The 23,514-nt window shown below is 73.9% G+C and carries 19 protein-coding genes; 14 read left to right on the top strand and 5 right to left on the bottom strand.

Annotation, left to right across the window (positions count from 1 at the left end; genetic code table 11):
- Nucleotides 1–58 precede the first annotated feature (58 nt).
- On the top strand, nt 59–1,723 hold the full coding sequence (locus ACFPZN_RS29940) for a serine/threonine-protein kinase (protein ID WP_378285591.1): 1,665 nt from the start codon (nt 59–61) through the stop codon (nt 1,721–1,723).
- Here the strand turns inward: ACFPZN_RS29940 and ACFPZN_RS29935 are convergent.
- Together ACFPZN_RS29935 and ACFPZN_RS29930 are read right to left on the bottom strand one after the other, a co-directional pair.
- The gene (locus ACFPZN_RS29935) at nt 1,702–3,081 is read right to left on the bottom strand and encodes an MptA/MptB family glycosyltransferase (RefSeq protein WP_378285590.1); all 1,380 of its coding nucleotides are present in this window, start codon (nt 3,079–3,081) and stop codon (nt 1,702–1,704) included. The genes ACFPZN_RS29940 and ACFPZN_RS29935 overlap by 22 nt on opposite strands.
- A gap of 286 nt (nt 3,082–3,367) precedes the next feature.
- Complete coding sequence (locus tag ACFPZN_RS29930; protein ID WP_378285589.1) at nt 3,368–4,678, bottom strand: ABC1 kinase family protein; 1,311 nt, start codon at nt 4,676–4,678, stop codon at nt 3,368–3,370.
- A gap of 133 nt (nt 4,679–4,811) precedes the next feature.
- Here ACFPZN_RS29930 and ACFPZN_RS29925 point away from each other — a divergent pair, with 133 nt between their 5' ends.
- The 8 genes from ACFPZN_RS29925 (at nt 4,812) to ACFPZN_RS29890 (ending at nt 15,102) form a co-directional block, all read left to right on the top strand.
- On the top strand, nt 4,812–6,005 hold the full coding sequence (locus tag ACFPZN_RS29925; RefSeq protein WP_378285588.1) for a sensor histidine kinase: 1,194 nt from the start codon (nt 4,812–4,814) through the stop codon (nt 6,003–6,005).
- Nucleotides 6,002–6,646 carry a response regulator transcription factor gene (locus tag ACFPZN_RS29920; RefSeq protein WP_378285587.1) on the top strand — a complete coding sequence of 215 codons (645 nt, stop codon included), beginning with the start codon at nt 6,002–6,004 and terminating at the stop codon, nt 6,644–6,646. The genes ACFPZN_RS29925 and ACFPZN_RS29920 overlap by 4 nt, the downstream gene beginning before the upstream one ends.
- A 290-nt stretch (nt 6,647–6,936) precedes the next feature.
- Nucleotides 6,937–7,026 carry a K(+)-transporting ATPase subunit F gene (gene kdpF, locus ACFPZN_RS29915; RefSeq protein WP_378285586.1) on the top strand — a complete coding sequence of 30 codons (90 nt, stop codon included), beginning with the start codon at nt 6,937–6,939 and terminating at the stop codon, nt 7,024–7,026.
- Nucleotides 7,026–8,687: a potassium-transporting ATPase subunit KdpA gene (gene kdpA / locus ACFPZN_RS29910; RefSeq protein WP_378285585.1), complete on the top strand. Its 1,662-nt coding sequence runs from the start codon at nt 7,026–7,028 to the stop codon at nt 8,685–8,687. Before kdpF ends, kdpA begins: the two co-directional genes overlap by 1 nt.
- Nucleotides 8,687–10,861, top strand: a complete 2,175-nt coding sequence (kdpB, locus tag ACFPZN_RS29905; RefSeq protein ID WP_378285584.1) for a potassium-transporting ATPase subunit KdpB — start codon at nt 8,687–8,689, stop codon at nt 10,859–10,861. Before kdpA ends, kdpB begins: the two co-directional genes overlap by 1 nt.
- A gap of 1 nt (nt 10,862) precedes the next feature.
- Nucleotides 10,863–11,780, top strand: coding sequence for a potassium-transporting ATPase subunit C (locus ACFPZN_RS29900; RefSeq protein ID WP_378285583.1), 918 nt, complete (start codon nt 10,863–10,865; stop codon nt 11,778–11,780).
- A 38-nt stretch (nt 11,781–11,818) separates the two neighbouring features.
- The gene (locus ACFPZN_RS29895; RefSeq protein ID WP_378285582.1) at nt 11,819–14,428 is read left to right on the top strand and encodes an ATP-binding protein; all 2,610 of its coding nucleotides are present in this window, start codon (nt 11,819–11,821) and stop codon (nt 14,426–14,428) included.
- Nucleotides 14,425–15,102, top strand: a complete 678-nt coding sequence (locus ACFPZN_RS29890; protein WP_378285581.1) for a response regulator — start codon at nt 14,425–14,427, stop codon at nt 15,100–15,102. The genes ACFPZN_RS29895 and ACFPZN_RS29890 overlap by 4 nt, the downstream gene beginning before the upstream one ends.
- On the opposite strand, the gene ACFPZN_RS29885 is transcribed toward ACFPZN_RS29890, so the two are convergent.
- Nucleotides 15,084–15,677: a class I SAM-dependent methyltransferase gene (locus tag ACFPZN_RS29885; protein WP_378285580.1), complete on the bottom strand. Its 594-nt coding sequence runs from the start codon at nt 15,675–15,677 to the stop codon at nt 15,084–15,086. The genes ACFPZN_RS29890 and ACFPZN_RS29885 overlap by 19 nt on opposite strands.
- 186 nt (nt 15,678–15,863) lie before the next feature.
- On the opposite strand from ACFPZN_RS29885, the gene ACFPZN_RS29880 reads away from it, so the two are divergent.
- Genes ACFPZN_RS29880 through ACFPZN_RS29860 form a run of 5 tightly spaced genes read left to right on the top strand, consistent with a single transcriptional unit; the run spans nt 15,864 to nt 20,976 of the window.
- A complete protein-coding gene (locus ACFPZN_RS29880) occupies nt 15,864–17,432 on the top strand; it encodes an ABC transporter substrate-binding protein (protein WP_378285579.1) in 1,569 nt (522 codons plus the stop codon).
- Nucleotides 17,429–18,433, top strand: a complete 1,005-nt coding sequence (locus ACFPZN_RS29875) for an ABC transporter permease (RefSeq protein WP_378285578.1) — start codon at nt 17,429–17,431, stop codon at nt 18,431–18,433. The genes ACFPZN_RS29880 and ACFPZN_RS29875 overlap by 4 nt, the downstream gene beginning before the upstream one ends.
- 4 nt (nt 18,434–18,437) lie before the next feature.
- Complete coding sequence (locus ACFPZN_RS29870) at nt 18,438–19,361, top strand: ABC transporter permease (RefSeq protein WP_378285577.1); 924 nt, start codon at nt 18,438–18,440, stop codon at nt 19,359–19,361.
- Complete coding sequence (locus ACFPZN_RS29865; protein WP_378285576.1) at nt 19,358–20,326, top strand: ABC transporter ATP-binding protein; 969 nt, start codon at nt 19,358–19,360, stop codon at nt 20,324–20,326. Before ACFPZN_RS29870 ends, ACFPZN_RS29865 begins: the two co-directional genes overlap by 4 nt.
- The gene (locus tag ACFPZN_RS29860; protein ID WP_378285575.1) at nt 20,320–20,976 is read left to right on the top strand and encodes an ABC transporter ATP-binding protein; all 657 of its coding nucleotides are present in this window, start codon (nt 20,320–20,322) and stop codon (nt 20,974–20,976) included. Before ACFPZN_RS29865 ends, ACFPZN_RS29860 begins: the two co-directional genes overlap by 7 nt.
- On the opposite strand, the gene ACFPZN_RS29855 is transcribed toward ACFPZN_RS29860, so the two are convergent.
- Entirely contained in the window at nt 20,963–21,421 is a 459-nt protein-coding gene (locus ACFPZN_RS29855; RefSeq protein WP_378285574.1) for a nitroreductase family deazaflavin-dependent oxidoreductase, read from the bottom strand. The two genes, ACFPZN_RS29860 and ACFPZN_RS29855, sit on opposite strands and share 14 nt — an antisense overlap.
- 86 nt (nt 21,422–21,507) lie before the next feature.
- On the bottom strand, nt 21,508–23,505 hold the full coding sequence (locus ACFPZN_RS29850) for an oxidoreductase (RefSeq protein WP_378285573.1): 1,998 nt from the start codon (nt 23,503–23,505) through the stop codon (nt 21,508–21,510).
- Nucleotides 23,506–23,514: the final 9 nt, after the last annotated feature.

The raw sequence follows: 23,514 nt of genomic DNA, 5'->3' as shown, positions 1-23,514 counted from the left end.
GGCGGTCGGCGCGATGGACGTCCAGGCCGGCGTCACCGGGCGGAAGGGCTGAACCGCCGTGGCCCCGTGGCGGATCTCCGGGTTCGACGAAGTCCGCGAGCTGGGCTCGGGCGCGCAGGGGCGCGTGGTGCTGGCCCGGCCCACCGGATCGCGGTCCCCGGTGGCGATCAAGTACGTGCACCGGCGTCCGGGCGACGAGGCGGCCATCGACCGGCTGCGGGCCGAGGCCGTCATGCTCGGCCGCGTCACCGACCCGCATGTGACCCGGCTCTACCGGTTCGTGAGCGGCGAGGACGGCGCGGCCATCGTGATGGAGGCCGTCAACGGGGTCTCGCTCAAGGCGATCCTGGCCGAGCACGGCAAGCTCGCACCCGAGGCCGCGCTGGTCGTTCTGAAGGGCTCGCTGCTGGGGCTGGGCGCTGCGCACGCGCTCGGGGTCGTCCACCGTGACTACAAGCCCGCCAACGTGGTCGTCCAGAGCGACGGCCTCAGCAAGCTCGTCGACTTCGGCGTGGCCACGGTTTCCGGCGACGGGGCCCGGATGGGCACGCCTGCCTACATGTCGCCCGAGCAGTGGGAAGGACGGGCCGCCTCGCCCTCCACCGATGTGTATGCGGCGACCTGCGTGTTCTTCGAGTGCGTCACCGGGCACCGGCCGTACCGGGCGACCGGCCTGCCCGGGTTGAGGCGGCAGCACCTCACCGAACCGGTCCCGGTGGAGGAGGTCCCCGAACCGCTGCGGCCCCTGGTCACGGCGGGCATGGCCAAGGATCCGGACGGGCGCCCGCCGTCCGCCCGGGATTTCCTCACGTCGCTGGAGGCCGTCGCGTCCGAGGCGTACGGGGCCGACTGGGAGCATCGCGGCGTCCGGGCCCTGGCCGCGGGCACGGTGGCCCTGGCGGCGCTGCTGCCCCTGGGCGCTCTCATCGCGCAGGGGATGGCGGGCGGCGGGGCCGCCGCCGCGGCGCAGGGCGGGCTGCTGGCCACCACCGGAGCGAAGATCACCGCCGCGGTGCTCGGCACCACGCTGGTGGCCGGGGCCGGGACCGCCGGGACCCTCGCCGTCCAGGACGAGACGGCGCCGCCACGACCGACCGCCACCAGGACGGCCGCCGTGGTCCCCGTGCTGTCCTGCGCGTTCGACCGGGAGCGCTCGTCACCCTCCCGGATTCGGCTGCCGCCCCAGGTCGCGTTGCCGGCGCGTGCGGCCGTCTACCAGGTGCCGTTCCGGGACGTCCGGTTCATCGGACCCGCCGGGCAGGACTGCGGCGGAACCGGCGGAAGCGGGATCGGCATGGCGGGCACCCGAGGCGTGATGGTGGTGCTCTACACGCGCGGCTACGAATGCGGCTTCTTCCCCGACAGCAACGAAGCGGCCCAGCGCAGGCGCACCACGCCACAGCACTGCGGCTCCCCCCGAGCAGTCTCGGACCGGGAGGACATTCCGATCGGCCTGCCGGGCCACCTCGCCTATCTGGTGTCCGGCCATCCGATGAACGACCAAACCGACGGCGTGTCGTTGGTCATGCACACCCCGATGCGCTCCGACCTCGTGGACGCCGGTCCGTACATCCACTGCTACCTGCCCCGCCGGGACGCCGACATCTGCGCCGCCGCGCTCATCCACCGCCTCGACGAGATCATGCGGCCGCGCGGTGTCGGCCAGGCCGCCCTCGACCGCGCGGCCCGGCAGATCACCCGCTACGTCGGCGCCCACCTCTGATCGAGGGACGCCGGCGTTCGCGGTCTCCAGAGGCAGGAGGCGACGAGGACGAGTGTGAAGAGGAGGACGACGACGCGGGCGGCCTCGTACTGGGGGGTGGCGATGCCGATGCCCGGCAGGACGATGGCCGTGAGCAGCGCGCCGCGGACGATGAGGAGTTCGTCGAGCCGGCTGGGCCGGACGAGTGCGAGGAGGGGGAGGAAGGCGGCGTCGTACCAGGGGTACTGGACGGGGGAGAGGACGACGCAGGCGACGGCGAAGGCGGCGATCGGGCGCGCGTCCAGGACCGCCTCGGGGACGAGCGGTGACCGGCGGTTGAGGCGCCACCAGATGAGGAGCGCCAGGCCGCCGGTGGTGGCGGCGATGGCGGGGGTGTAGAGCGCCGGGCGTTCGAGCAGGGCGCCGGGGACGGGGAGGAAGAGGTCGTTGTCGTGGGCCAGGCGCCTTGTCAGGGAGGCGATGGCGGCGGGCCCGGCGACGAGGTAGCCGGTGGCGAGGGTGACGGCGCCGCCGAGTGCCCCGGTGGCCAGAAGGCGGGGGTGGCGCAGGCCCGCGATCGCCAGTCCGAGGACGGGCAGGGCGAAGGTGGCCTTGACGGCGACGGCCGCTCCGGCGAGGGAGCCGGCCAGGAGCGCGGGACCGAGCGCGGCCCGGTTTCCGACGACGAGGACGGCGCCGACGAGGAATGTGATCGCGAGGGCGTCGGCGTGCCCGCTGCCGATCATCCAGAACAGCATCACGGGGTTGAGCGTCCACAGGAGCGCGGCGCGGGTGCGGGCGGCGCGGTCGGGGCCCGTGAGCCGGTGGAGCATGTACGCGGTGGCCGTGAACGCGGCCGCGTGGAAGAGCTTGAGCCAGAGGACGATCCAGGCCATGGAGGCGCCGCCGAGGTGTCCGGCGAGCGCGTGGACGGCGGTGGCGGCGGGGCCGTAGACGGTGGGGTGCCCGGCCCAGGGCTCGGGACGCAGCAGCCCGACCGGGTCTCCAAGCCGGTACAGGTGTTGCGGGGTCATGGTGTACGGGTTGTGCCCCAGGTCGGTGATGCGGCCGTAGACGGCGTAGTTGAGGATGTCGACCGATCCCGCGACCGGAAGCACCGTCATGAGCGCCGCGGCCGCCGCGCCGAAAGTGAGGATGACGCGCGGGGGCAGCCCTTTCCACCCCCGCCGCAGGGCCCACAGGACGGCGAGGGTGCCGGCGGCGGCGCAACCGATGGCGGTCCGGCCGAGCCAGGTGACCGTTGTGCGGGAGAGGCCGAGCGAGCCGGAGAGGAAAGGGCCTTCGGAACCCCGTTCGGGGACCAGTCCCGAGGGTCCGGCGGCCATCCCGGCGCACAGCAGGACCATGCCGGCTCCCATCAACGCCAATCCTGTCAGCGCGAAGGTCGTACCGGACCGGCCCGGCCGTGAAGCGGCGGCCGTCGGGAGGGGATTCGAGGTCGGGGCGGAGAGCGACACGGACGGAGACCGTAAACGACCAATATGGCCAAGAGATGTCACCCGGGAACTGCTCGAACTCCACGAGACCGGGTTCGCCATTCACATTCTCGAAAGGCGAGCATTTCCTCCGCCGAACCTTGTCGTTAAGTGATAAGGAGTGTGCGGCCCGTGCCTGTTCGGAAACGGACGGTGAGTTTTTCTGGCCTCACCCGGCCAGGTCCTCGCCGGCGGGAAGCCAGCGCAGCGCTTCGGCCTGGAACGGGACCTCGGCCTCCAGCCGGCACAGCACTCCGATGCCGACGCCCAGGGCGCGCTGCGCGTGGACGGCTCCGGGCGGGAACGCCATGCTGAGCCCGACCGGCATCGAGGCGGTGATGCCGGCGAGCGCGTCCCGCAGGTACGCGGCGTCGAACCTGAACGACTCGGCGAACGCGGGCGCGCCCGAACGCAGGAACAGCTCCCGCAGCCGCACCGGGTCGGCCCGGACGCCCGGACGCAGGAAACCCGCCTCGCGCAGTGCCTCCTCCAGGTCGGCGCCGTCGTCCAGTGCCGCCAGGTGGACGTTCATCCACCGCTCCAGCGGCGTCACGGTCCCGGGCGGGTGCCGGTAGACGGCGCCGAAGTCCAGGACGCCGAGCCGCCCGTCGTCCAGGAGGCGGAAGTTGCCGGGGTGCGGGTCGCCGTGCATCATGCCGCAGCGCGGGATCCCGGAGAACAGCAGGCGGGTCAGCAGCAGTCCGGCGCGGTCGCGGGCCTCCCGGCTCCCGGACTCGGCGACGCGCGCCAGCGGCGTCCCGCCGACCCAGCCGGTGACCAGGACGCGGCCGCGCTGCAGCACGACCTCCGGGACGAGGAAGCCGGGGTCGTCCAGGTAGGCGGCCCGGAACGCCCGCTGCGCCGAGGCCTCGCCGGCGTAGTCGAGCTCCTCGGCGATCCGGTCCATGAGTTCGGTGGCCAGCGCCCGGCCGTCGAGCTCCGGCGACAGCAGCCCGGTGAACAGGCGCATCGCCAGGACGACCGCGTCGCGGTCGCCGAGCAGTTCGTCGCGGGCCCGCGGGTACTGGACCTTGACCGCCACGGCCCGGCCGTCCGCGCCCCAGCGCGCCCGGTGCACCTGACCGAGGGAGGCGGCCGCGGCGGCGTCGAGGTCGAAGGAGGCGAACAGGTCCCGCCAGCCGGGTCCCAGGTCCTCGGCCAGCACCCGCTCCACCGTGCCGGCGCTCTCGCGGCGCGCGTCCTCCTGCAGCACGGCCAGCCTCCGCCGGTACACCGCCGACACCGCGGGCGGCAGCACCGCCTCGTACACCGACAGCACCTGGCCGAACTTCATCGCCCCGCCGCGCAGCCCGCCGAGCACCTCGACGAGCTGGTCGGCGGTGCGTTCGTGCAGGTCGAGCGCGGACTCGTCGGTCAGGCGCCCGAGGGCCCGCAGCCCGCCCGCCAGGACGAGCCGCCGCGTGACGCCCACGGGGACCGCCGACAGGCGCGCCATCCGGGAAAGCGATCGGATCCTCATGGACGCCAGCGTCGCCGCCGCGCCCCCGTCCGCGCATCGCCCCGCGGGCGCCGGCCGGCCTATGACCGGGGTCGCGGCCGGGTACGACCACGGTCCGATGACGGCGCGCGGCGGCGCTTCCTAGGATCTGCGCATGGGTCGGATCGAGGCCGTCTTCCTCCGCCATCCCCCTCCGTGGCCGGTGCTCCGCTTCTTCGGCTGCGTCGGCGTCGCGTGGGCCGTCCTCGCCGTGGCGCTGTCACCGGCGCCCATCGCGAGGACCGTGCCGGTCGCCGCCTACATCGCGGTCTGGACCCTCCAGGTGGTGCGGCCGTGGCGGGTCCCGCCCGCGCTGGTGCCGTGGGCCGTGCTCGCCGTCCTGGCGCCCCTCGTCCTGGCGCCGCCGGCGCAGAGCGCGCCGGGGGAGTTCCGGCCGTTCCCGTTCACCGAGGGCACCTTCGCCGACGGCGCCCTCGCGGTGGCCACCGCGCCAGCCTGGGCGCATCTGGCCATCCTCGCGCGGACGCGGGACCTGGTGTGGTGCGCGCCGGTCGCGCTGGCGCTCGCCCCGCTGCAGCGGTTCGCGGCCGGGAACCTGCCGCTGTGGCCCACCTGGATCATGTGGGGGATCGGCTTCCTCCTGCTCGGCCTGGCGTTCCGCCTGCACACCGCGCTGTACGAGGCGCGGCTGCGGCTGGACCGGGAGGCGGTCGCCGAGGAGCGCCGCAAGATCGCCCGCGAGGTGCACGACCTGATCGGCCACGGGCTCGGCGTGGTGCTGCTCAACATCGGCGCCGCCCGGCGCGCCGCCGCACGCGGGGACGCCGCCGCCGCGGTCGGCGCGCTGGAGGAGGCCGAGCGGGTCGGGCGCCGCGGCGTCCGCGACGTCCACCAGGGCCTGGTCCTGCTCCGCGACCCCGGTGCGGCGGCGGGACCGATCGCCCCGCCGCCGCCCACCGCCGAGGACATCCGCGCCCTCGTCGACGGGCTCGGCGCCGACGGGCTGTCCGTCGAGCTGACCACGAGCGGCGACCTCGCGTCCGTGGACCCGGCGGTGGGGCTGACCCTGTTCCGCGTCGTCCAGGAAGGGCTGTCCAACAGCGCCCGCCCCGCGCCCGGCGCCGCCGCCGCGGTCGCCGCCAGCGTCGGCGCCCGGCACGCGCTCGTCACGGTCGCCGACCGGGGCGCCGCACCGCCGGGCGGCCGGACCGCCCCGCCCGCCGGCGGCGGGCTCGGCCTGGTCGGCATGCGCGAGCGCGTCGCGGCGCTCGGCGGCACCCTGCACGCCGGGCCGGACGGCGCCGGGTGGCGGATCGACGCCGCGATCCCGCTCGGCGGCGTCCGGTGACCGCGCTCCTGCTGGTGGACGACCAGCCGCTCGTGCGCGCCGGGCTCGTCCGGATCTTCGAGGGCGAACCCGGTCTGGAGGTCGCCGGCGAATGCGCCGACGGCGACGAGGTGGTCCGGGCGGCGGCCCGGGTGCGGCCCGACGTCGTCCTCATGGACGTCCGGATGAAGCGGGTGGACGGTGCCGAGGCCACCCGGCTGCTGCGCGCCGTCCCCGGCGCGCCGCCCGTGCTGACGCTCACGATGTTCGACGATCCGGCGGTCGTCGCCGCCGTGCTGGCCGCGGGCGCCGCCGGCTTCGTTCTCAAGGACGCCCCGTGCGAGGAGATCATCCAGGCGACCCGGGCGGTCGCCGCGGGCAAGGGCTGGCTCGACCCGGCCGTGGCGCCGCAGGTCCTCGACGTCTACCGCACGCGCGTCGGCGCGACACCGCCGCCGCCCGCGCTGGCCGGGCTGTCCCCGCGCGAGCGGCAGGTGCTCGCCCTGATCGGGGAGGGGGCGACCAACCCCGAGATCGCGGTCCGGCTCAGCATCGCCGAAGGGACCGTCAAGACCCACATCGGACGCGTGTTCACCAAGCTCGGCCTCCGGGACCGCGCCGCCGCCGTCATCTTCGCGCTCCGCCACGGCCTCACCCCCTGAAGGGGCCAGAAGTCGCCGCCCTGCCGGCCGGACGCAAAATCCGGGCCGTCGGCGGGGTGGCCGCGTCAGTGCCGCGTCAAGACTGGCGGCCTCCTCGTCAAGGAGTCGTTAAGGGGGGTCGAAGCGCCCAGAATGCGGCGATTTACTCACCGAGGGCCCCGAGAGGCGCGGGCCGCTCGTGATCCGGTATTCGACAGAGGTGACCGACCAATGAGTGATGTGGCGTTCGTCCTGCTGACCGTGGCGATCTTCGCCGCGCTCGGCCTGCTGGTGAAGGGCGTGGAGCGGCTGTGAGCGCCGAGAACCTCATCGGGCTGGTGCTGGCCGCCGCCCTGATCGTCTTCCTGATCGCCGCCCTGCTGTATCCGGAGCGTTTCTAGTGAGTCCGACGGCCGCGGGGCTCCTCTTCCTGGGGTCCCTGGTGCTCGCCGTGGCGGTCGCGTACCGGCCGCTGGGCGACTACATGTACCGCGTCTACAGCGGTACGAGGCATTCGCGCGTGGAGCGCGTGCTCTACAAATGCATGGGCGTCGAGCCCGGCGGCGAGCAGACCTGGGGCGTTTACGCGCGCAGCGTGCTCGCGTTCTCGGCGATCAGCGTCCTGTTCCTTTACGGCTTCCAGCGGCTGCAGAACCATCTGCTGCTGAGCCTGGGCATGGATCCGGTCAAGCCGGACCAGGCGTGGAACACCGCGGTCAGTTTCGTGACCAACACCAACTGGCAGTCGTACTCGGGCGAGTCGACGATGGGCCACCTGGTGCAGATGGCCGGGCTGGCGGTGCAGAACTTCGTGTCGGCGGCGGTCGGCATGGCGGTCGCGATCGCGCTGGTGCGCGGGTTCGCCCGGAAGAAGACCGAGCACCTTGGCAACTTCTGGGTGGACCTGACCCGCGGTGCGCTGCGCATCCTGCTGCCGATCGCGTTCGCCGGCGCCATCGCGCTGATCATCGGCGGGGTCGTGCAGAACTTCGACGGCGGCACGACGGTGACCACGCTCACCGGCCACCCGCAGACGATCACCGGCGGGCCGGTGGCGAGCCAGGAGGCCATCAAGGAACTGGGCACCAACGGCGGCGGGTTCTACAACGCCAACTCGGCGCACCCGTTCGAGAACCCGGTGTCCTGGACGAACTGGCTGGAGATCTTCCTGATCCTGCTGATCCCGTTCGCGCTGCCGCGCACGTTCGGCCGGATGGTGGGCCAGAACCGGCAGGGCTACGCGATCGCCGCGGTGATGTCCCTGATCGCGATCGCGAGCATCGCGCTGACGATGACCTTCCAGGGGATCCACCACGGCACCGTGCCGACCGCCGTGGGCGCCTCCACCGAGGGGACCGAGACGCGGTTCGGCGTCCTGAACTCGGCGGTGTTCGCCGCCGCGACCACGCTGACCTCGACCGGCGCCGTGAACTCCTTCCACGACTCCTACACCAGCCTCGGCGGCATGATGACGATGTTCAACATGATGCTGGGCGAGGTGGCGCCCGGCGGGACCGGCTCGGGCCTGTACGGGATGCTGGTGCTGGCCGTGATCACGGTGTTCGTGGCGGGCCTCATGGTGGGCCGCACGCCCGAGTACCTGGGCAAGCGGATCGGCTCCCGCGAGATCAAGTTCGCCGCGATGTACTTCCTGATCACGCCGATCCTGGTGCTGGCGGGGACCGCGGCGGCGATGGCGACCGCGAGCGGCCGCGAGGGCATGCTCAACACGGGGCCGCACGGGCTGAGCGAGGTCCTGTACGCCTTCACCTCCGCGTCCAACAACAACGGCTCGGCGTTCGCCGGCCTGACGGTCAGCACGGTCTGGTACGACACCGCGCTGGGCCTGTGCATGGCCTTCGGCCGGTTCCTGCCGATCATCTTCGTGCTGGCGCTGGCCGGGTCGCTGGCCCGCCAGGGGCACGCGCCGGCGTCGGACGGCACGCTGCCCACGCACCGGCCGCAGTTCGTCGGCATGGTCGCCGGGGTCACGGTGATCCTGGTCGCTCTCACGTTCCTGCCCGCGCTGGCGCTCGGGCCGCTGGCCGAAGGGATCCACTGATGCCCACGCAGACCTTGCGGAAGACCGGGCAGGTGCCGGGCGCCCCGGCGTCCAAGGGGGGCGGCCGGGTCCAGGGCGGGCTGCTGGACCCGAAGCTGCTGGTGACGACGCTGCCCGACGCGTTCCGCAAGCTGGACCCGCGGACGCTGTGGCACAACCCGGTGATGCTGATCGTCGAGGTCGGGGCGGTGTGGAGCACGGTCCTGGCCGTGCTGGAACCCACCGTGTTCGCCTGGGCGATCGTGGCGTGGCTGTGGCTGACGGTGCTGTTCGCCAACGTGGCGGAGGCGGTGGCCGAGGGGCGAGGCAAGGCGCAGGCGGACACGCTGCGCAAGGCCAAGACCGACACCGTCGCCCGCCGGCTGCCCGAGTGGGCCCCGGGCCGTCCCGGCGGCCTCCGGGAGGAGCGGGTCGGCGCGGCCGACCTGCGGCAGGGCGATGTCGTGGTCGTCGAGGCCGGGCAGACCATCCCCGGTGACGGGGACGTGGTCGAGGGCATCGCGAGCGTGGACGAGTCGGCGATCACCGGCGAGTCCGCCCCGGTGATCCGGGAGTCGGGCGGCGACCGCTCGGCGGTGACCGGCGGCACCAAGGTGCTGTCGGACCGGATCGTCGTGCGGATCACGCAGCGGCCGGGGGAGTCGTTCATCGACCGGATGATCGCGCTGGTCGAGGGTTCCAGCCGGCAGAAGACGCCCAACGAGATCGCGCTCAACATCCTGCTGGCCGCGCTCACGATCATCTTCCTGCTGGCGGTCGCCACCCTCCAGCCGCTGGCGATCTACTCCAAGGCCGGCAATCCGGGTGTGCCGGACTCCCTGGCGCTGGACGGGAACGGCGTCACCGGGATCGTGCTGGTGTCGCTGCTGGTCTGCCTGATCCCCACCACGATCGGGGCGCTGCTGTCGGCGATCGGCATCGCGGGCATGGACCGGCTCGTGCAGCGCAACGTCCTGGCGATGAGCGGGCGGGCGGTCGAGGCGGCGGGCGACGTCAACACGCTGCTGCTGGACAAGACCGGCACGATCACCCTCGGCAACCGGCAGGCCGCCGAGTTCATCCCGGTCGACGGGGTGACCGAGGACGAGCTGGCCGGCGCGGCGCAGCTGTCCAGCCTCGCCGACGAGACTCCCGAGGGCCGCTCGGTGGTCGTCTTCGCCAAGCAGCGGTACGGGCTGCGCGAGCGCGAGCCCGGCGAGCTGGCGCACGCGACCTGGGTGCCGTTCACCGCCGAGACCAGGATGAGCGGCGTCGACCTCGACGACCGGGGCGGCCGCCGCCGGATGCTGCGCAAGGGCGCGGCGAGCGCGGTCGCGGACTGGGTGCGCGAGCGCGGCGGGACGGTCTCGCAGGACCTGGGCGCCACCGTCGACGGCGTCTCCGCGTCCGGCGGAACCCCGCTGGTGGTCGGCGAGGTCGTGCACGGCACCGCCCGCGTCCTCGGCGTCATCCACCTCAAGGACGTGGTGAAGGAGGGCATGCGGGAGCGGTTCGACGAGATGCGCCGGATGGGCATCCGCACCGTGATGATCACGGGGGACAACCCGCTGACCGCCAAGGCGATCGCCGACGAGGCCGGGGTGGACGACTTCCTGGCCGAGGCCAGGCCCGAGGACAAGCTCGCCCTCATCCGGACCGAGCAGGAGGGCGGCCGGCTCGTCGCGATGACCGGGGACGGCACCAACGACGCCCCCGCCCTCGCCCAGGCCGACGTCGGCGTGGCGATGAACACCGGCACCTCGGCCGCCAAGGAGGCCGGGAACATGGTCGACCTGGACTCCGACCCGACCAAGCTCATCGAGATCGTCGAGATCGGCAAGCAGCTGCTGATCACCCGGGGCGCGCTGACCACCTTCTCCATCGCCAACGACATCGCCAAGTACTTCGCGATCATTCCCGCGCTGTTCGTGGCGCTGTTCCCCGGCCTGGACGCGCTCAACATCATGCGGCTGCACAGCCCGCAGTCGGCGATCCTGTCCGCGGTGATCTTCAACGCGCTGATCATCATCGCGCTGATCCCGCTGGCCCTGCGCGGCGTGCGCTACAAGCCCGGCGGCGCGTCCAAGCTCCTGTCGCGCAACCTGTACGTGTACGGCCTGGGCGGGATCGTCGCCCCGTTCATCGGCATCAAGCTCATCGACCTGATCGTCCAGTTCCTCCCGGGGATGTCCTGACATGCGTCTACCAAGCTGGATCCGGCAGCACCTGGCCGCGCTGCGCGCGCTGCTGGTCTTCACCGTGCTGCTCGGCGTCGCCTACCCGCTGGCCGTGTTCGCGGTCGGCCGCCTTCCCGGCCTGCAGGACAAGGCGGACGGCTCGCTGGTCTCGGCCGGCGGCCGGACGGCCGGCAGCGCCCTCATCGGGCAGTCGTTCACCGGCAAGGACGGCGCCCCGCTCAAGCAGTACTTCCAGAGCCGCCCGTCGGCCGCCGGCGACGGCTACGACCCCACCTCCTCCGGCGCGAGCAACCTGGGCCCGGAGAGCATCGTCGACACGCTGCCGAACCCGAAGCTGGTCGCCGCCGGCAAGGAGGACGAGAACGCCTCGCAGAGCCTGCTCACCCAGGTCTGCGAGCGCAGCAGGAGCGTCGGGGAACTGGAGGGCGTCAGCGGCGCCCGCCCGTTCTGCACGCCCGGCGGGGCCGGCGCCGTCCTCGCGGTCTTCGGCGCCCGCACGGCGGCCGGGGACGTCCCGCACCCGACCCGCGTGGTCAGCCTGAACGAGCAGGCGGGCGTGGTGCGGGCCCCGTTCATGGCCACCTACAAGGGCGTCCGGGTCGAACCGGCCCGGTACGGCGAGGACTACTCCGCCGGACTGGTCGTCCCGGTCAGGGGGAGCGCGCCCGCGCAACCCGCCGTGCCCGCCGACGCGGTCACCGCCAGCGGCAGCGGCCTGGACCCGCACATCAGCCTCGCCTACGCGCGGCTCCAGGCCGGGCGGGTCGCCCAGGCCCGCGGCGTCTCCCCGGCCCAGGTCGAACAGCTCGTGAAGAAGGAGGAGACGGGACGGGCCCTCGGGTTCATGGGACAGCCGGCGGTCAACGTCCTGAAACTGAACATGGCGCTGGACGGAAGGTTCCCGTACCGCGGTTGACCCCGCGGTAACGGGTGACGCGGGGCCGGGAGGAACACATGGGCCGGGGAAGTCTGCGCATCTACCTCGGGGCCGCGCCCGGGGTCGGCAAGACCTACGCCATGCTCGCCGAGGCGGGGCGGCGGCGGGAACGCGGCACTGACGTGGTGGTCGGCTTCGTGGAGACGCACGGCCGGGAGCGGACCGCGCGGCTGCTGGACGGGCTGGAGACCGTCCCGCGCCGGGAGCTGGCCTACCGGGACGCCTCGTTCACCGAGCTGGACGTGGACGCGGTGATCCGGCGCGGCCCGGCGGTGGCGCTGATCGACGAACTGGCGCACACCAACGTGCCCGGCTCCCGCAACGCCAAGCGCTGGCAGGACATCGAGGAGATCCTGGACGCCGGCATCGACGTGATCTCCACCGTCAACGTCCAGCACCTGGACTCGGTCAACGACGTCGTCGAGCGGATCACCGGGGTGCCGCAGCGCGAGACCGTCCCCGACGAGGTGGTCCGCCGCGCCGACCAGATCGAGCTGATCGACATGACCCCGCAGGCGCTGCGGCGCCGGATGGCGCACGGCAACGTGTACGGGCCCGACAAGGTCGACGCCGCCCTCGGCAACTACTTCCGGGTCGGCAACCTGACCGCGCTGCGCGAGCTGGCGCTGCTGTGGCTGGCCGACAAGGTGGACGACCAGCTCGACCGGTACCGAGCCGACCACGACATCCGCGGCACCTGGGAGGCCCGCGAACGCGTCGTCGTCGCCCTCACCGGCGGCCCCGAGGGCGACACGCTGATCCGCCGCGCCGCCCGCATCGCCGACCGCACCAAGGGGACCGACCTGCTCGCCGTGCACGTCACCCGCGCGGACGGCCTCACCGGAGCCGGGCCCGCCCATCTCACCCGCCAGCGCGCCCTCGTGGAGAGCCTGGGCGGCAGCTACCACCAGGTCGTCGGCACCAACGTCCCCGAGGCGCTGCTGGACTTCGCGCGGGGCGTCAACGCCACCCAGCTCGTCCTCGGCGCGTCCCGCCGGGGCCGGATCGCCCAGCTGTTCTCCCGCGGGGTCGGCGTCACCGCCACCGCCCAGTCCGGCTCGATCGACGTCCACCTGGTCACCCACGAGGAGACCAGCCAGGGGAGGCGCTGGAAGGCGCTGCGCACCGCGTGGGGCGTGCCCGCCAAGCGGCGCAACGCCGGGTTCGCGGCCGCGGCCGCGGGGCTGCCGCTGCTCACCTTCTTCCTCGACCACACGCGCGACCAGCTCTCCCTCACCAGCGAGATCCTGCTGTTCCAGGCGGCGGTGATCGGGGTCGCGATGATCGGCGGGCTGTTTCCCGCGATCTTCGCCGCGATCGCCGGCTCGCTCCTGCTCAACTACTACTTCACGCCCCCGCTCTACACCTTCACCATCAACCAGCCCGAGGCGTTCCTCCAGCTCATGGTGTACGTGGTGGTGGGGATGACGGTCAGCACCATCGTGGACGTCACCGCGCGCAAGAGCCGGGAGGCGGCACGGGCCCAGACCGAGTCGCAGATCCTGTCCATCCTCGCCGGGGACATCCTGCGCGGTGACGCCCCCGCCGGCGGGCGCCGCGACTCCACGGCCCTGGCCGGCATCCTCGAACGGCTCCGCGAGACCTACGGCCTCGCCTCCGTCACCCTGCTGGAACGCGATCCCGACGAGCCCGCCACCCCCGACACGCTCCGCGACCCCGACGCCTGGATCGTCGTCGCGACGGTCGGCGGCGAGCCGTGCACCAGCCCGGACGCCGGCGAGACCGACATCCTCGTCGATGACGACGCGCTCGCGCTCGTGCTGCGCGGCCGCACGCTCCCGGCCGCCGACCGGCGGGTGCTGGAGGCGTTCGCGGCCCAGGCCGCGGTGGCGCTGCGGCACCGGCGGCTGGCCGAGGCCGCCGAGCAGGTCCGCCCGCTCGCCGCCGCCGACCGCATGCGCACCGCGCTCCTCAACGCCGTCAGCCACGACCTGCGCACCCCGCTCGCCTCCGCCAAGGCGGCCGTCGACAGCCTGCGCAGCCCCGACGTCGACTGGAGCGCCGAGGACCAGGACGAGCTGGTCGCCACGGCCGCCGAGTCGCTGGAACGGCTCGACCGCCTGGTCGCCAACCTCCTCGACATGAGCCGGCTCCAGGCCGGGTCGCTGGGCGTCACCCGGCGCCCCCTCGCCGCCGAGGACATCGTGCCCCGGGCCGCCGGGGACGCGACCGGCGTCCGGATCCGCGTCCCCGACGGCCTGCCCGAACTGCTCGCCGACCCGGCCCTGCTGGAACGCGTCCTGGCCAACCTCATCGGCAACGCCGTCCGGTACAGCCCGCCCGGCGAGCCCGTGCTGGTCACCGCCAGCGCGCACGCCGGACGCCTGGAGCTGCGCGTCATCGACCGCGGCCCCGGGATCCCGCCCGCCGACCGCGACCGCGTCTTCGAACCCTTCCAGCGCCTGGGCGACCGCGACAACCACACCGGCGTGGGTCTCGGCCTGGCCCTCTCCCGCGGCCTGACCGAGGCCATGGACGGCACCATCGACATCGAGGAGACCCCCGGCGGCGGCCTCACCATGGTCGTCACCCTGCCGGCGGCGGAACCGGGCGGCGACCTGGCGGCCGGCGTGCCCGGCGGGCGCGAAGGAGACGAGGAATCATGACGCGCGTGCTCGTGGTGGACGACTCCCCGCAGATCCTGGCCACCCTGCGCATCAACCTGCGCGCCCGCCACTACGACGTCCGCGTCGCCGCCGACGCGGGCCGCGCCCTCACCTGGGTCGCGGACTGGCGGCCCGACCTGGTCGTCCTGGACCTGGGCCTGCCCGACGCGGACGGCATCGAGGTGATCCGGTCGCTGCGCGGCTGGACCTCGGTGCCGATCCTGGTGCTGTCGGGACGGACCGAGAGCACCGACAAGGTCCACGCCCTGGACGCCGGCGCCGACGACTACGTGACCAAGCCGTTCGGCGTCGACGAGCTCCTGGCCCGCATCCGCGCCATCACCCGCAGGGCGCCCGCCGACCAGGTCTCCCCGATCGTCCAGGTCGGCGACCACACCGTCGACCTGGTCCGCAAGACCGTCACCGGCCCCGGTGAGGCCAAGGTCCACCTGACCCCGATCGAATGGAAGCTGCTGGAGATCCTGCTGCGCAACCCGGGCACGCTGGTGCCGCAGCGCCGCCTGCTCGCCCAGGTCTGGGGCCCCAACCACGTCAAGGAGACCAACTACCTGCGGGTCTACATGGCCTCGCTGCGCCGCAAGCTGGAGAGCGAGCCCGCGCGCCCCGCACACCTGATCACCGAACCGGGGATGGGCTACCGCTTCGAGCCGTGACCATCGCCCGGCTTTCTCGCGATGAAGCGGAACTGGTAGTCGCTGACCGTCTCGACCACGGTGCCGGTGAAGCCCACGGCCTCCAGCCGCTGCCCGAGCGTGGCCGGATCGACCGGGACATAGGTGTCGTCGACATGGCCCCGGCGGATCATCTCCCCGTCGATCGACTCGACTCCCAGCAGTGCCGCGCCGGGACGGAGCGCGCCGTGCAGCCGCGCGAACAGCCGGTCCTGCGCCGCGGGCGACTCCAGGTGGTGGAGCATCGAGAAGCAGGTCGCCGCCGAGAACCGGTCCGGTGCCAGGTCCAGGGCGCCGGCGTCGCCCTCGATCACCTCCACCGGGGCGTCGCCGAGCCTGGCCCGCACCTCCGCGGCGAGCCGGGGATCGATCTCGACGGCGGTGACGCGGGGCGCCAGCGACACGAGGAGTTCGGTGGTGAGGCCGTAGCCGGGGCCGATCTCCAGGACGTGGTCGCCGAGCTCGGCCACCTCCTGGAGCCAGGGCAGCAGGTCGGTGCGCAGCGCCTCGGCCCACTCCGGGCTGGACAGGTAGGCCAGATGGGACTTGTTCATCATGACGCCATTACCTCACCCATCGGCGTGACCGGCTGTGCGGCAACGGCCGACCTGTTGCCCCGCGCGGCCACGCGGACAACACGGCGGACAACACTTGTTGCGTGTGCCTCGTAGTTGCGAGCGACTTGTAATAAGTGCGGCGGGCACGTTACCGTCCTGGCCGTGGGCGGTACTTCGCGTGCTTTGGTGAAGTTTGTCGTGGCCTCGGTCGCGATCGGAACGGTGGCGGCGGCCTGCGCCGCCCCCCAGGAACAGACCGGCGAGGACGGCATCGTCCTCGCCGACCCCTACGAGGACGAGTCGCTGCACCCGCTGATGGGGTTCGCCGAAGACGGCAAGGGCAAGATCTTCGACGGCCTGGTGACGCACGACGCGCGGCGCCGCCCGCAGCCGGCACTGGCCGCGGCCGTGCCCGCGCCGTCGGCGGACGGGAAGACCTGGACGGTGCGGCTGCGTCCCGGCGTCACCTTCCACGACGGGTCGGCCTTCGGCCCCGAGGACGTCGTCGCGACCTACCGGACGCTGCTGGACCCGAAGGCCGCGTCGCCGGTGGCCTCCTCGTTCCGGATGCTGGAGGAGGTCCGGCAGGCCGGGCCGGACTCGGTGGAGTTCCGGCTGCGGCACCCGTACGCGCCGTTCGTGCACAGGCTCCTCCTGGGCATCGTGCCGTCGGAGGCGCTGGCCGGCGGCGGCAGACTGGAGTCGTCGGCGTTCAACGCCCGGCCGGTGGGCACCGGGCCGTACCGGTTCGCCGAGTGGCGGCGGGGCGAGCGGCTGGTGCTCACCGCCAACGACCGCTACTGGGGCGGGGCCCCGCGGATCAAGAAGGTCACGGTGGTGTTCGTCCCGGACGACAACACCCGGGCCCAGCGGATGCGGCGCGGCGACTTCGACGGCACGGTGCTGCCGCCCGCGCTCGCCGGCACGTTCTCGCGCGTCGACGGCATGACCGTGCACGGCCACGACAGCGCCGACTACCGCGGCGTGATGATGCCGCAGAAGAACCCGGTGACCGGCGACCTGGCGATCCGGCGGGCGCTGAACCTGGCCGTCGACCGGGACGGGATGATCCGGGCGCTGCTGGCCGGGCGCGGCGCGCCGGCCTACGGCCCGATCCCGCAGGTGCTGCGCGAGTTCGCCGACCCGTCGGCGGTCTTCCGGCACGACCCGGCCGAGGCGGGGCGGATCCTGGACGCGGCGGGCTGGCGGGCCGGGAGCGACGGCGTCCGGGCGCGCGACGGCCGCCCCGCACGGTTCAACCTCATGTATCCGGCGGAGGACTCGGTCCGCAGGGCCCTGGCCGGCGGGTTCGCCTCCGACGCGGCCAAGGTCGGCGTCAAGGTGGACCTGGTCGGGCTGGGCTGGGACGCGATCGAGCCGAGGATGGACCGGGACGCGGTCGTCATGGGCGGCGGCACGCCCTTCGATCCCGACCTGGTGGCCTACGGCGTGCTGCACTCCTCGCAGGCCGAGGACGGGTTCAACAACCCGGGCTCGTACCGGGACGCCACCGTGGACGCGGAACTGGACAAGGCTCGCCGCGCCACCGACCCGTCCGCCAGGGCCGAGGCGTACAGGGCGGTGCAGCGCAGGCTGACCGAGAACCCGCCGTGGGTGTTCCTGGTCTTCCTGGAGCACGCCTACGTGGTGCGCGGCCAGTGGTCGGGCTACCAGCCGGTCGTCGATCCCCACGTGCACGGCGTGCTGATGTGGGGGCCGTGGTGGAACCTCGAGAAGTGGTCCCCCCGCGCGTGAACGTTCTCAAGACGGAACCCCGCACGCGGCGGGGGCGGGCCGGGCTGATGGCGCTGCGGCGCGCGCTCGTGGCCGTGCCGCTGCTGCTGGTGGTGTCGGGAGTGGTGTTCCTGCTGGGCGCGGCCTCGCCGTTCGACCCGGTGCACCAGTACTACGGCACGCGCATCTTCACGGCCGCCGAGGCCGACATCGCGCGCACCCGCGCCGAGCTCGGCCTGAACGAGCCGATCTGGCGGCAGTACGCCGACTGGCTGGGCGGGGTCCTGACCGGCGACTGGGGGACCAGCCGCAGCTTCGGCCAGCCCGTGGGCGAGGTGGTGTCGCAGCGGTTGCCGTGGACGCTGCTGCTGGCGGGCACCGGCCTCACCCTGGCCGTGGCGATCGCGCTGACGCTCGGTGTGGTCTCGGCGTGGCGGCAGGGCGGCTGGGTCGACCGCTTCACCGTCACCGTGGCGCACGCACTGGAAGGTCTGCCGACCTTCCTGCTCGGCCTGGGCGCGATCGCCGTGTTCGCGGTCGCGCTGCCGCTGCTGCCCGCGGGCGGTATCAGCGACGCCACGGGGACCGCCGGGTTCGCCTCCACCGCGCGCCATCTGGCCCTGCCCGCGCTCGTCCTGGCGGTCGCGCAGCTGCCCTGGCTGATCCTGACCGTCCGGCAGCAGATGCTGGTCGGGCTCGCCGACGACCACGTGACCGCGGCGCGCTCGCGCGGCCTGCCCGAACGCGGGGTCGTGCTGCGGCACGGGCTGCCGACGGCGCTGCTGCCGTTCGTGACCACGGTCGGCACCCGCCTCCCCGAACTGGTGACCGGCGTGGTGCTGGTCGAGGAGGTGTTCTCCTGGCCCGGCGTGGCCGGGGCGATGGTCAAGGCCGGCCTGAACGTCGACTTCCCGCTGCTGGTGGCGCTCACCCTGCTGGCGACCGCCGCCGTCCTGGCCGGCAACCTGTGCGCCGACGTCGCCGTCCTGCTGATCGATCCGAGAGCGTCCGCCGATGGGTGAGGCCATGAACGAGCAGACCGCCGGGGGCCGCCCCCGGCTCCAGGAGTGGCGACCCGCGGGCCGGCGCAGACCCGGCGGCACGGCCCGTCCGGGCGCCGCCGCCTCCGCCCGCGCGCGCGTCCTGGCCGCGGTCGCGGTCCTGGTGCCGCTGGTCGCCGCCGTCGCGGTGCTGCCGCTGATGGCGGGGGACGCCGCGACCGGCGCGGTCGACTACGACGCCGTCCGGCAGGCCCCCGGGCCGGGCCACCTCTTCGGCACCGACGACTCCGGGCGCGACGTCCTGACCCGCACCGCCGCCGGAGCCCGCGTCTCCCTGATCGTCGCCGTCACCTGCGCCCTGGTGGCGACGGTGCTCGGCACCCTGGTGGGCGCCGCCTCGGGCGCGGCCGGCGGCGCCGTCGACGCGATCGTCATGCGGCTGGTGGACGGCGTCAACGCGGTGCCCCACCTCCTCCTGGGCATCCTCATCGTGGCGCTGTACCGCGGCTCGCTGTGGGCGGTCATCGCCTCCATCGCGCTGACGCACTGGACGACCGTGGCCCGGATCGTCCGCGCCGAGGTGCTGTCGCTGCGCTCCCGCCCGTACATCGACGCGGCCATCTCGGGCGGCGCGTCCAGGATCGCCGTGCTCACCCGCCACCTGCTCCCGGCGGTCGCCCCGCAGTCGGCGCTGGCGGCGGTGCTGCTGCTGCCGCACGCGGTCTGGCACGAGACCGCTCTCAGCTTCCTGGGACTCGGCCTCCCCCCGCACCTGCCCAGCCTGGGGACCATGGTCGCCGACAGCCGCGACGACGTGCTGCTGGGCGCCTGGTGGACGATCGCCGCGCCCGCCGGGGTGCTGGTCGCGGTGACGCTGGCGGTCGCGGGCCTGGCGGGCTGGTGGAGGGACCGGATCGTCCCCCGGCGCCGCTCGGAGCTGGCCCTGTGACCGGCCCGGGTCCGCTGCTGAGCGCCCGGGACCTGTCGGTCCGGTTCCGGTTGCGCGACTCGGTCGTGCAGGCCGTCACCGACGTGTCGTTCGAGCTGCGGCCCGGCCGGCTGCTCGCGCTCGTCGGGGAGAGCGGCTGCGGCAAGAGCGTCCTCGCCTCCGCCCTGCTCGGGCTGCTCCCCGGCAACGCCGAGATACGCGGCGAGGTCTGGCTGCACACCGGCTCCGAACCCGTGGAACTCACCTCGGCGCCCGAACGCGTGCTCGCCCGCCAGGTGCGCGGACGGCGCGTCGCGCTGGTGCCGCAGTCGGCGGCCACCGCCCTGACCCCCGTCCGCACGGTCCGCGCCCAGCTCGTCGAGACCCTGCGCGAACTGCGTCCCGGCAAAGGCGACCGGCACCGGGAGGCCGACGCCCTCGCCGAACGCGTCGGCCTCGCCCCGGGCGCCCTCGACCACTACCCGCACGAACTGTCGGGAGGCATGATCCAGCGCGCGGTGCTCGCCTTCGCCCTCGCCGCCGACCCCGACGTCGTCCTCGCCGACGAACCCACCTCCGGCCTGGACCGGCCCCTGGTCGACCGCACCGTGGACGCCCTGCGCGGCATCGCCGAGGACGGCCGCGCCGTCCTGCTCATCACCCACGACATCGCCGCCGCCGAACGCGCCGCGACCGACGTCGCGGTGATGTACGCCTCCAGGATCGTCGAGCAGGGCCCGGCCGCCGACGTGTTCGGCGACCCCTGGCACCCCTACACGCGGGGCCTGCTCGCCGCCACCCCCGCCCGCGGCCTGCACCCCCTGCCCGGACATCCGCCCAACCTCTCCGACCTCCCCGCCGGCTGCGCCTTCCGCCCCCGCTGCCCCCGCCGCGACACCTGCACCGGCGACCCCGCCCTCGCCGGCCTGCCCGGGCCCCGCGCCCTCGCCTGCGCCCGCCCCCCGAACGGAGACCGGCCATGCTGAGCGCCACCGCCCTGACCGCCGGCTACGGCCGCGGCCCCGACGTCCTGACCGGCGTCTCGCTGACCCTCGAACCCGGCCGCGTCATCGGCGTCCAGGGCCCCAGCGGGTGCGGCAAGTCCACGCTCATCCGCGTGCTCGCCCTCCTGCACCCGCCCCGCGGCGGAAGCGTCCACCTGGACGGGGAGCCCGTCCGCCGGTTCCGCTACGCCGCGCCCGCCGCCCAGCGCCGCCGCGTCGGGGTCGTCTTCCAGCATCCGCGCGCCGCCGCCGACCCCCGCCACACCCTGCGGCGCATCGTGTCCGCCCACCTCCCGCCGTCGGCGCCCGACGGCGAGACCGAGCGGCTGGCCGACCTCGTCGGGCTCACCCCCGACCTGCTGCGCCGCAGGCCCCACGAGGTCAGCGACGGCCAGCTCCAGCGCGCCTGCCTGGCCCGCACCCTCGGCGCCGGACCGCGCTACCTGCTCTGCGACGAGATGACCGCCATGCTCGACGCGTCCAGCGCCGCCACCCTCGTCCACCTCATCCGCGCCCAGGTCCGGCAGGACGCGCGCGCCGCCCTGATGGTCAGCCACGACTCCGCGCTCCTGGAGTCCTGCTGCGACCAGACCCTCCAGTGGCACGACCTCGCGGCGGTCACCGCGGGCTGAGCCGGACCACCGGGTACTCCCGGTCGGACTTGCCCTGGTACTTCGCGATGCGCGGCTGGGCGGTGGCGATGAGCCGCCACGCCCGCTCACGCTCGGCGCCGTCCAGATGATGCGGCGTCACCGGCACGGGGTCGCGGCCGGGCAGCTCGATCGCCGCCTGTTCGGGATGCGCCATCAGGTTGTCGAACCAGTCCGGGTTCCGGCTCCCGCCGCCCGACGCGACGATCAGCCGGTCGTCCGCACCGTCGGCGAACCACGCCACGGGCGTCTCCCGCCGCTGCCCGCTCCGGCTGCCCACCGTGTTCAGGATCAGGACGTCCATGCCCATGAACGTGCCGCGCCCCCGCCGCACCTTGCGGTTCATCCGGGCGTTCGCCCGGTGCTGCATCCACCGCGAGAACGCCCCGGGCGTACCGGGCCTGCGCGCCTGCTGCTTCGCCGTCATCACTGCCTCCAGCCGGTCGACGAAAAGTCCATGCAGGTCACGCTAGGCGCGCCCCGGCCGCGGCCGCTTCTCGAATCCTGATCGGCTCAGAGGCTCCGGGCCGCGGTCTCGGCCTCCCAGATGGCGTTGAAGATGCGGCGGGGTGCCTGGGCGTCGCCGATCAGATGGACGTCCAGGCCGGTGCCGTCGAGCTCGCGGGCCAGCGCGTCGTCGGCGGCGTTGCCGAGGACGAGCACCACGCCGTCGATGTCGGTCAGCCGGGAGAGCTCGCCGGTGTGCACATCGGCGAGCGTGACGGTGTCCTCGTCGATTGCAGTGACCTCCACGTTGGGCGTGAACGTGACGCCGGCGCGGCGCAGCCGGCCGAACGCGAACGGCAGGTCGTGGGAGTCGGCGAACGCGTGGCCCAGCTGGGGGAAGGCGGAGACCACGTGCACCGCGTGGCGGCGTCCGGCCAGGTACTCGGCGGTGGCGAACGCCTGCCGGTCGCCGGTGTCGTCCACGACCAGGATCCGGTGCGGCGGGGTCTCGCCGCCGGACAGGATCTGCGCCGGGGTGTAGACGTTCCACTGGCCGGAGCCCGGCAGGGCGGCTGCGTCGGCGGCCCAGCGCGCGGGCCGCCGGGCCGTCCAGCCGTGCCGGACGGGGGTGGAGCCGGTGGCGACGATGACCGCGTCGTACCGGTCGAGGAGGTCGTCGGCGGTGGCCCGGTGCCGGAGGCGGATCTCGGCCTTGGTGCGCCGGAGCCGGTCGGCCAGCCAGTCGGTGACGCCGGACCACTCCCGGTAGGACGCCGCCTGCGCGAGGAGGTTGACCTGCCCGCCGAGGGCGCCGCTCTGCTCGAAGAGGGTGACCCGGTGCCCCAGGTCGGTGGCGCTGAGGGCGGCGCGCAGCCCGGCCGGGCCGCCGCCGACGACCGCCACCCGGCGGGACCGCCGCGGCCGCGCGTCGTCCTGGCGGAACTCGCGCTCGCGGCCCACGTGCGGGTTGTGGAGGCAGGTCACGGGGCCGCGGGCGAAGGACGCGACGCACCAGTTCGCGCCGACGCAGGGGCGGATGTCGTCGGGACGGCCCCGCTCGGCCTTGGCGGGCCACAGCGGGTCGGCGATGAGCTGGCGGGCCATGCCGACGAACTGCGCCTTGCCGGAGGCGAGGACGTCCTCGGCCATCTCCGGGGTCGTGATCCGGCCCACCGCCATGACCGGCACCGAGACCGCGGCGGTGATGTTGGCGGTGTCGGCGACCTCGTAGCCCGCGGGCCGCGCGGCGGAGGTGCCGTAGATCTGCATCCGGTCGAGGTAGGTGCCCTGCGTGGTGGAGATGTAGTCCAGGACGCCCCAGCCGTCGACCTCGGTCGCGATGCGCACCCAGTCCGCGTTGCGCAGGCCGTGCTCCACGTCGCCGTCGTCGCTGTTGAGGCGGATCCCGAGCACCCGGTCGGCGGGCACCGCCGCGCGCACCTCCTCGACGATGCGGCGCACGATGCGCAGCCGGTTCTCGAACGAGCCGCCGTACTCGTCGGTGCGGTGGTTGGTGGCGGGGGAGAGGAACTGGCCGAGCAGGTACCCGTGCGCCAGGCCGTGGATCTCGATGCCGTCGACGCCGCCCTCCACCGCGTGGCGGGCCGACAGGACGTAGTGCGCGACGATCTCGTCGATCTCCCGGCGGTCCATCGCGTGCGGCGTCTCCCGGTACACGGTGTCGGGCACCGGGCTGGGCGCCCAGGTCGGCAGCCGGGAGATGATGCCGTCGGTCTGGCGGCCGCGGTGCCACAGCTGCGCCATCAGCAGCGCGCCGTGCGGGTGGACGGCGGCGGCGACCTTGCGGTAGCTGTCCACCACCGCGGCGTCGTAGGCGTGGATGACGCCGCGCCGCGGCTGGGTCGTGGGGTGCACCGCCATCGCCTCCATGGTGATGACGGCGACGCCGCCGCGGGCGCGCTCGGCGTAGTAGTCGGCGCTGGCGTCGGCGAACGTCCCGTCGGTGGAGAACTCGGTGGCGTGCGCCGCCATCCAGACGCGGTTGCGCGCCGTTCGCGGTCCCAGCGCGATGGGGGAGAACAGGGTCGGATAGTCAGCGGGCAACGCGGGTGC

The sequence above is a fragment of the Actinomadura rugatobispora genome, from assembly GCF_042656285.1.
Lineage (GTDB): Bacteria > Actinomycetota > Actinomycetes > Streptosporangiales > Streptosporangiaceae > Spirillospora > Spirillospora rugatobispora.
This window is presented reverse-complemented; position numbering and strand designations above follow the sequence as displayed.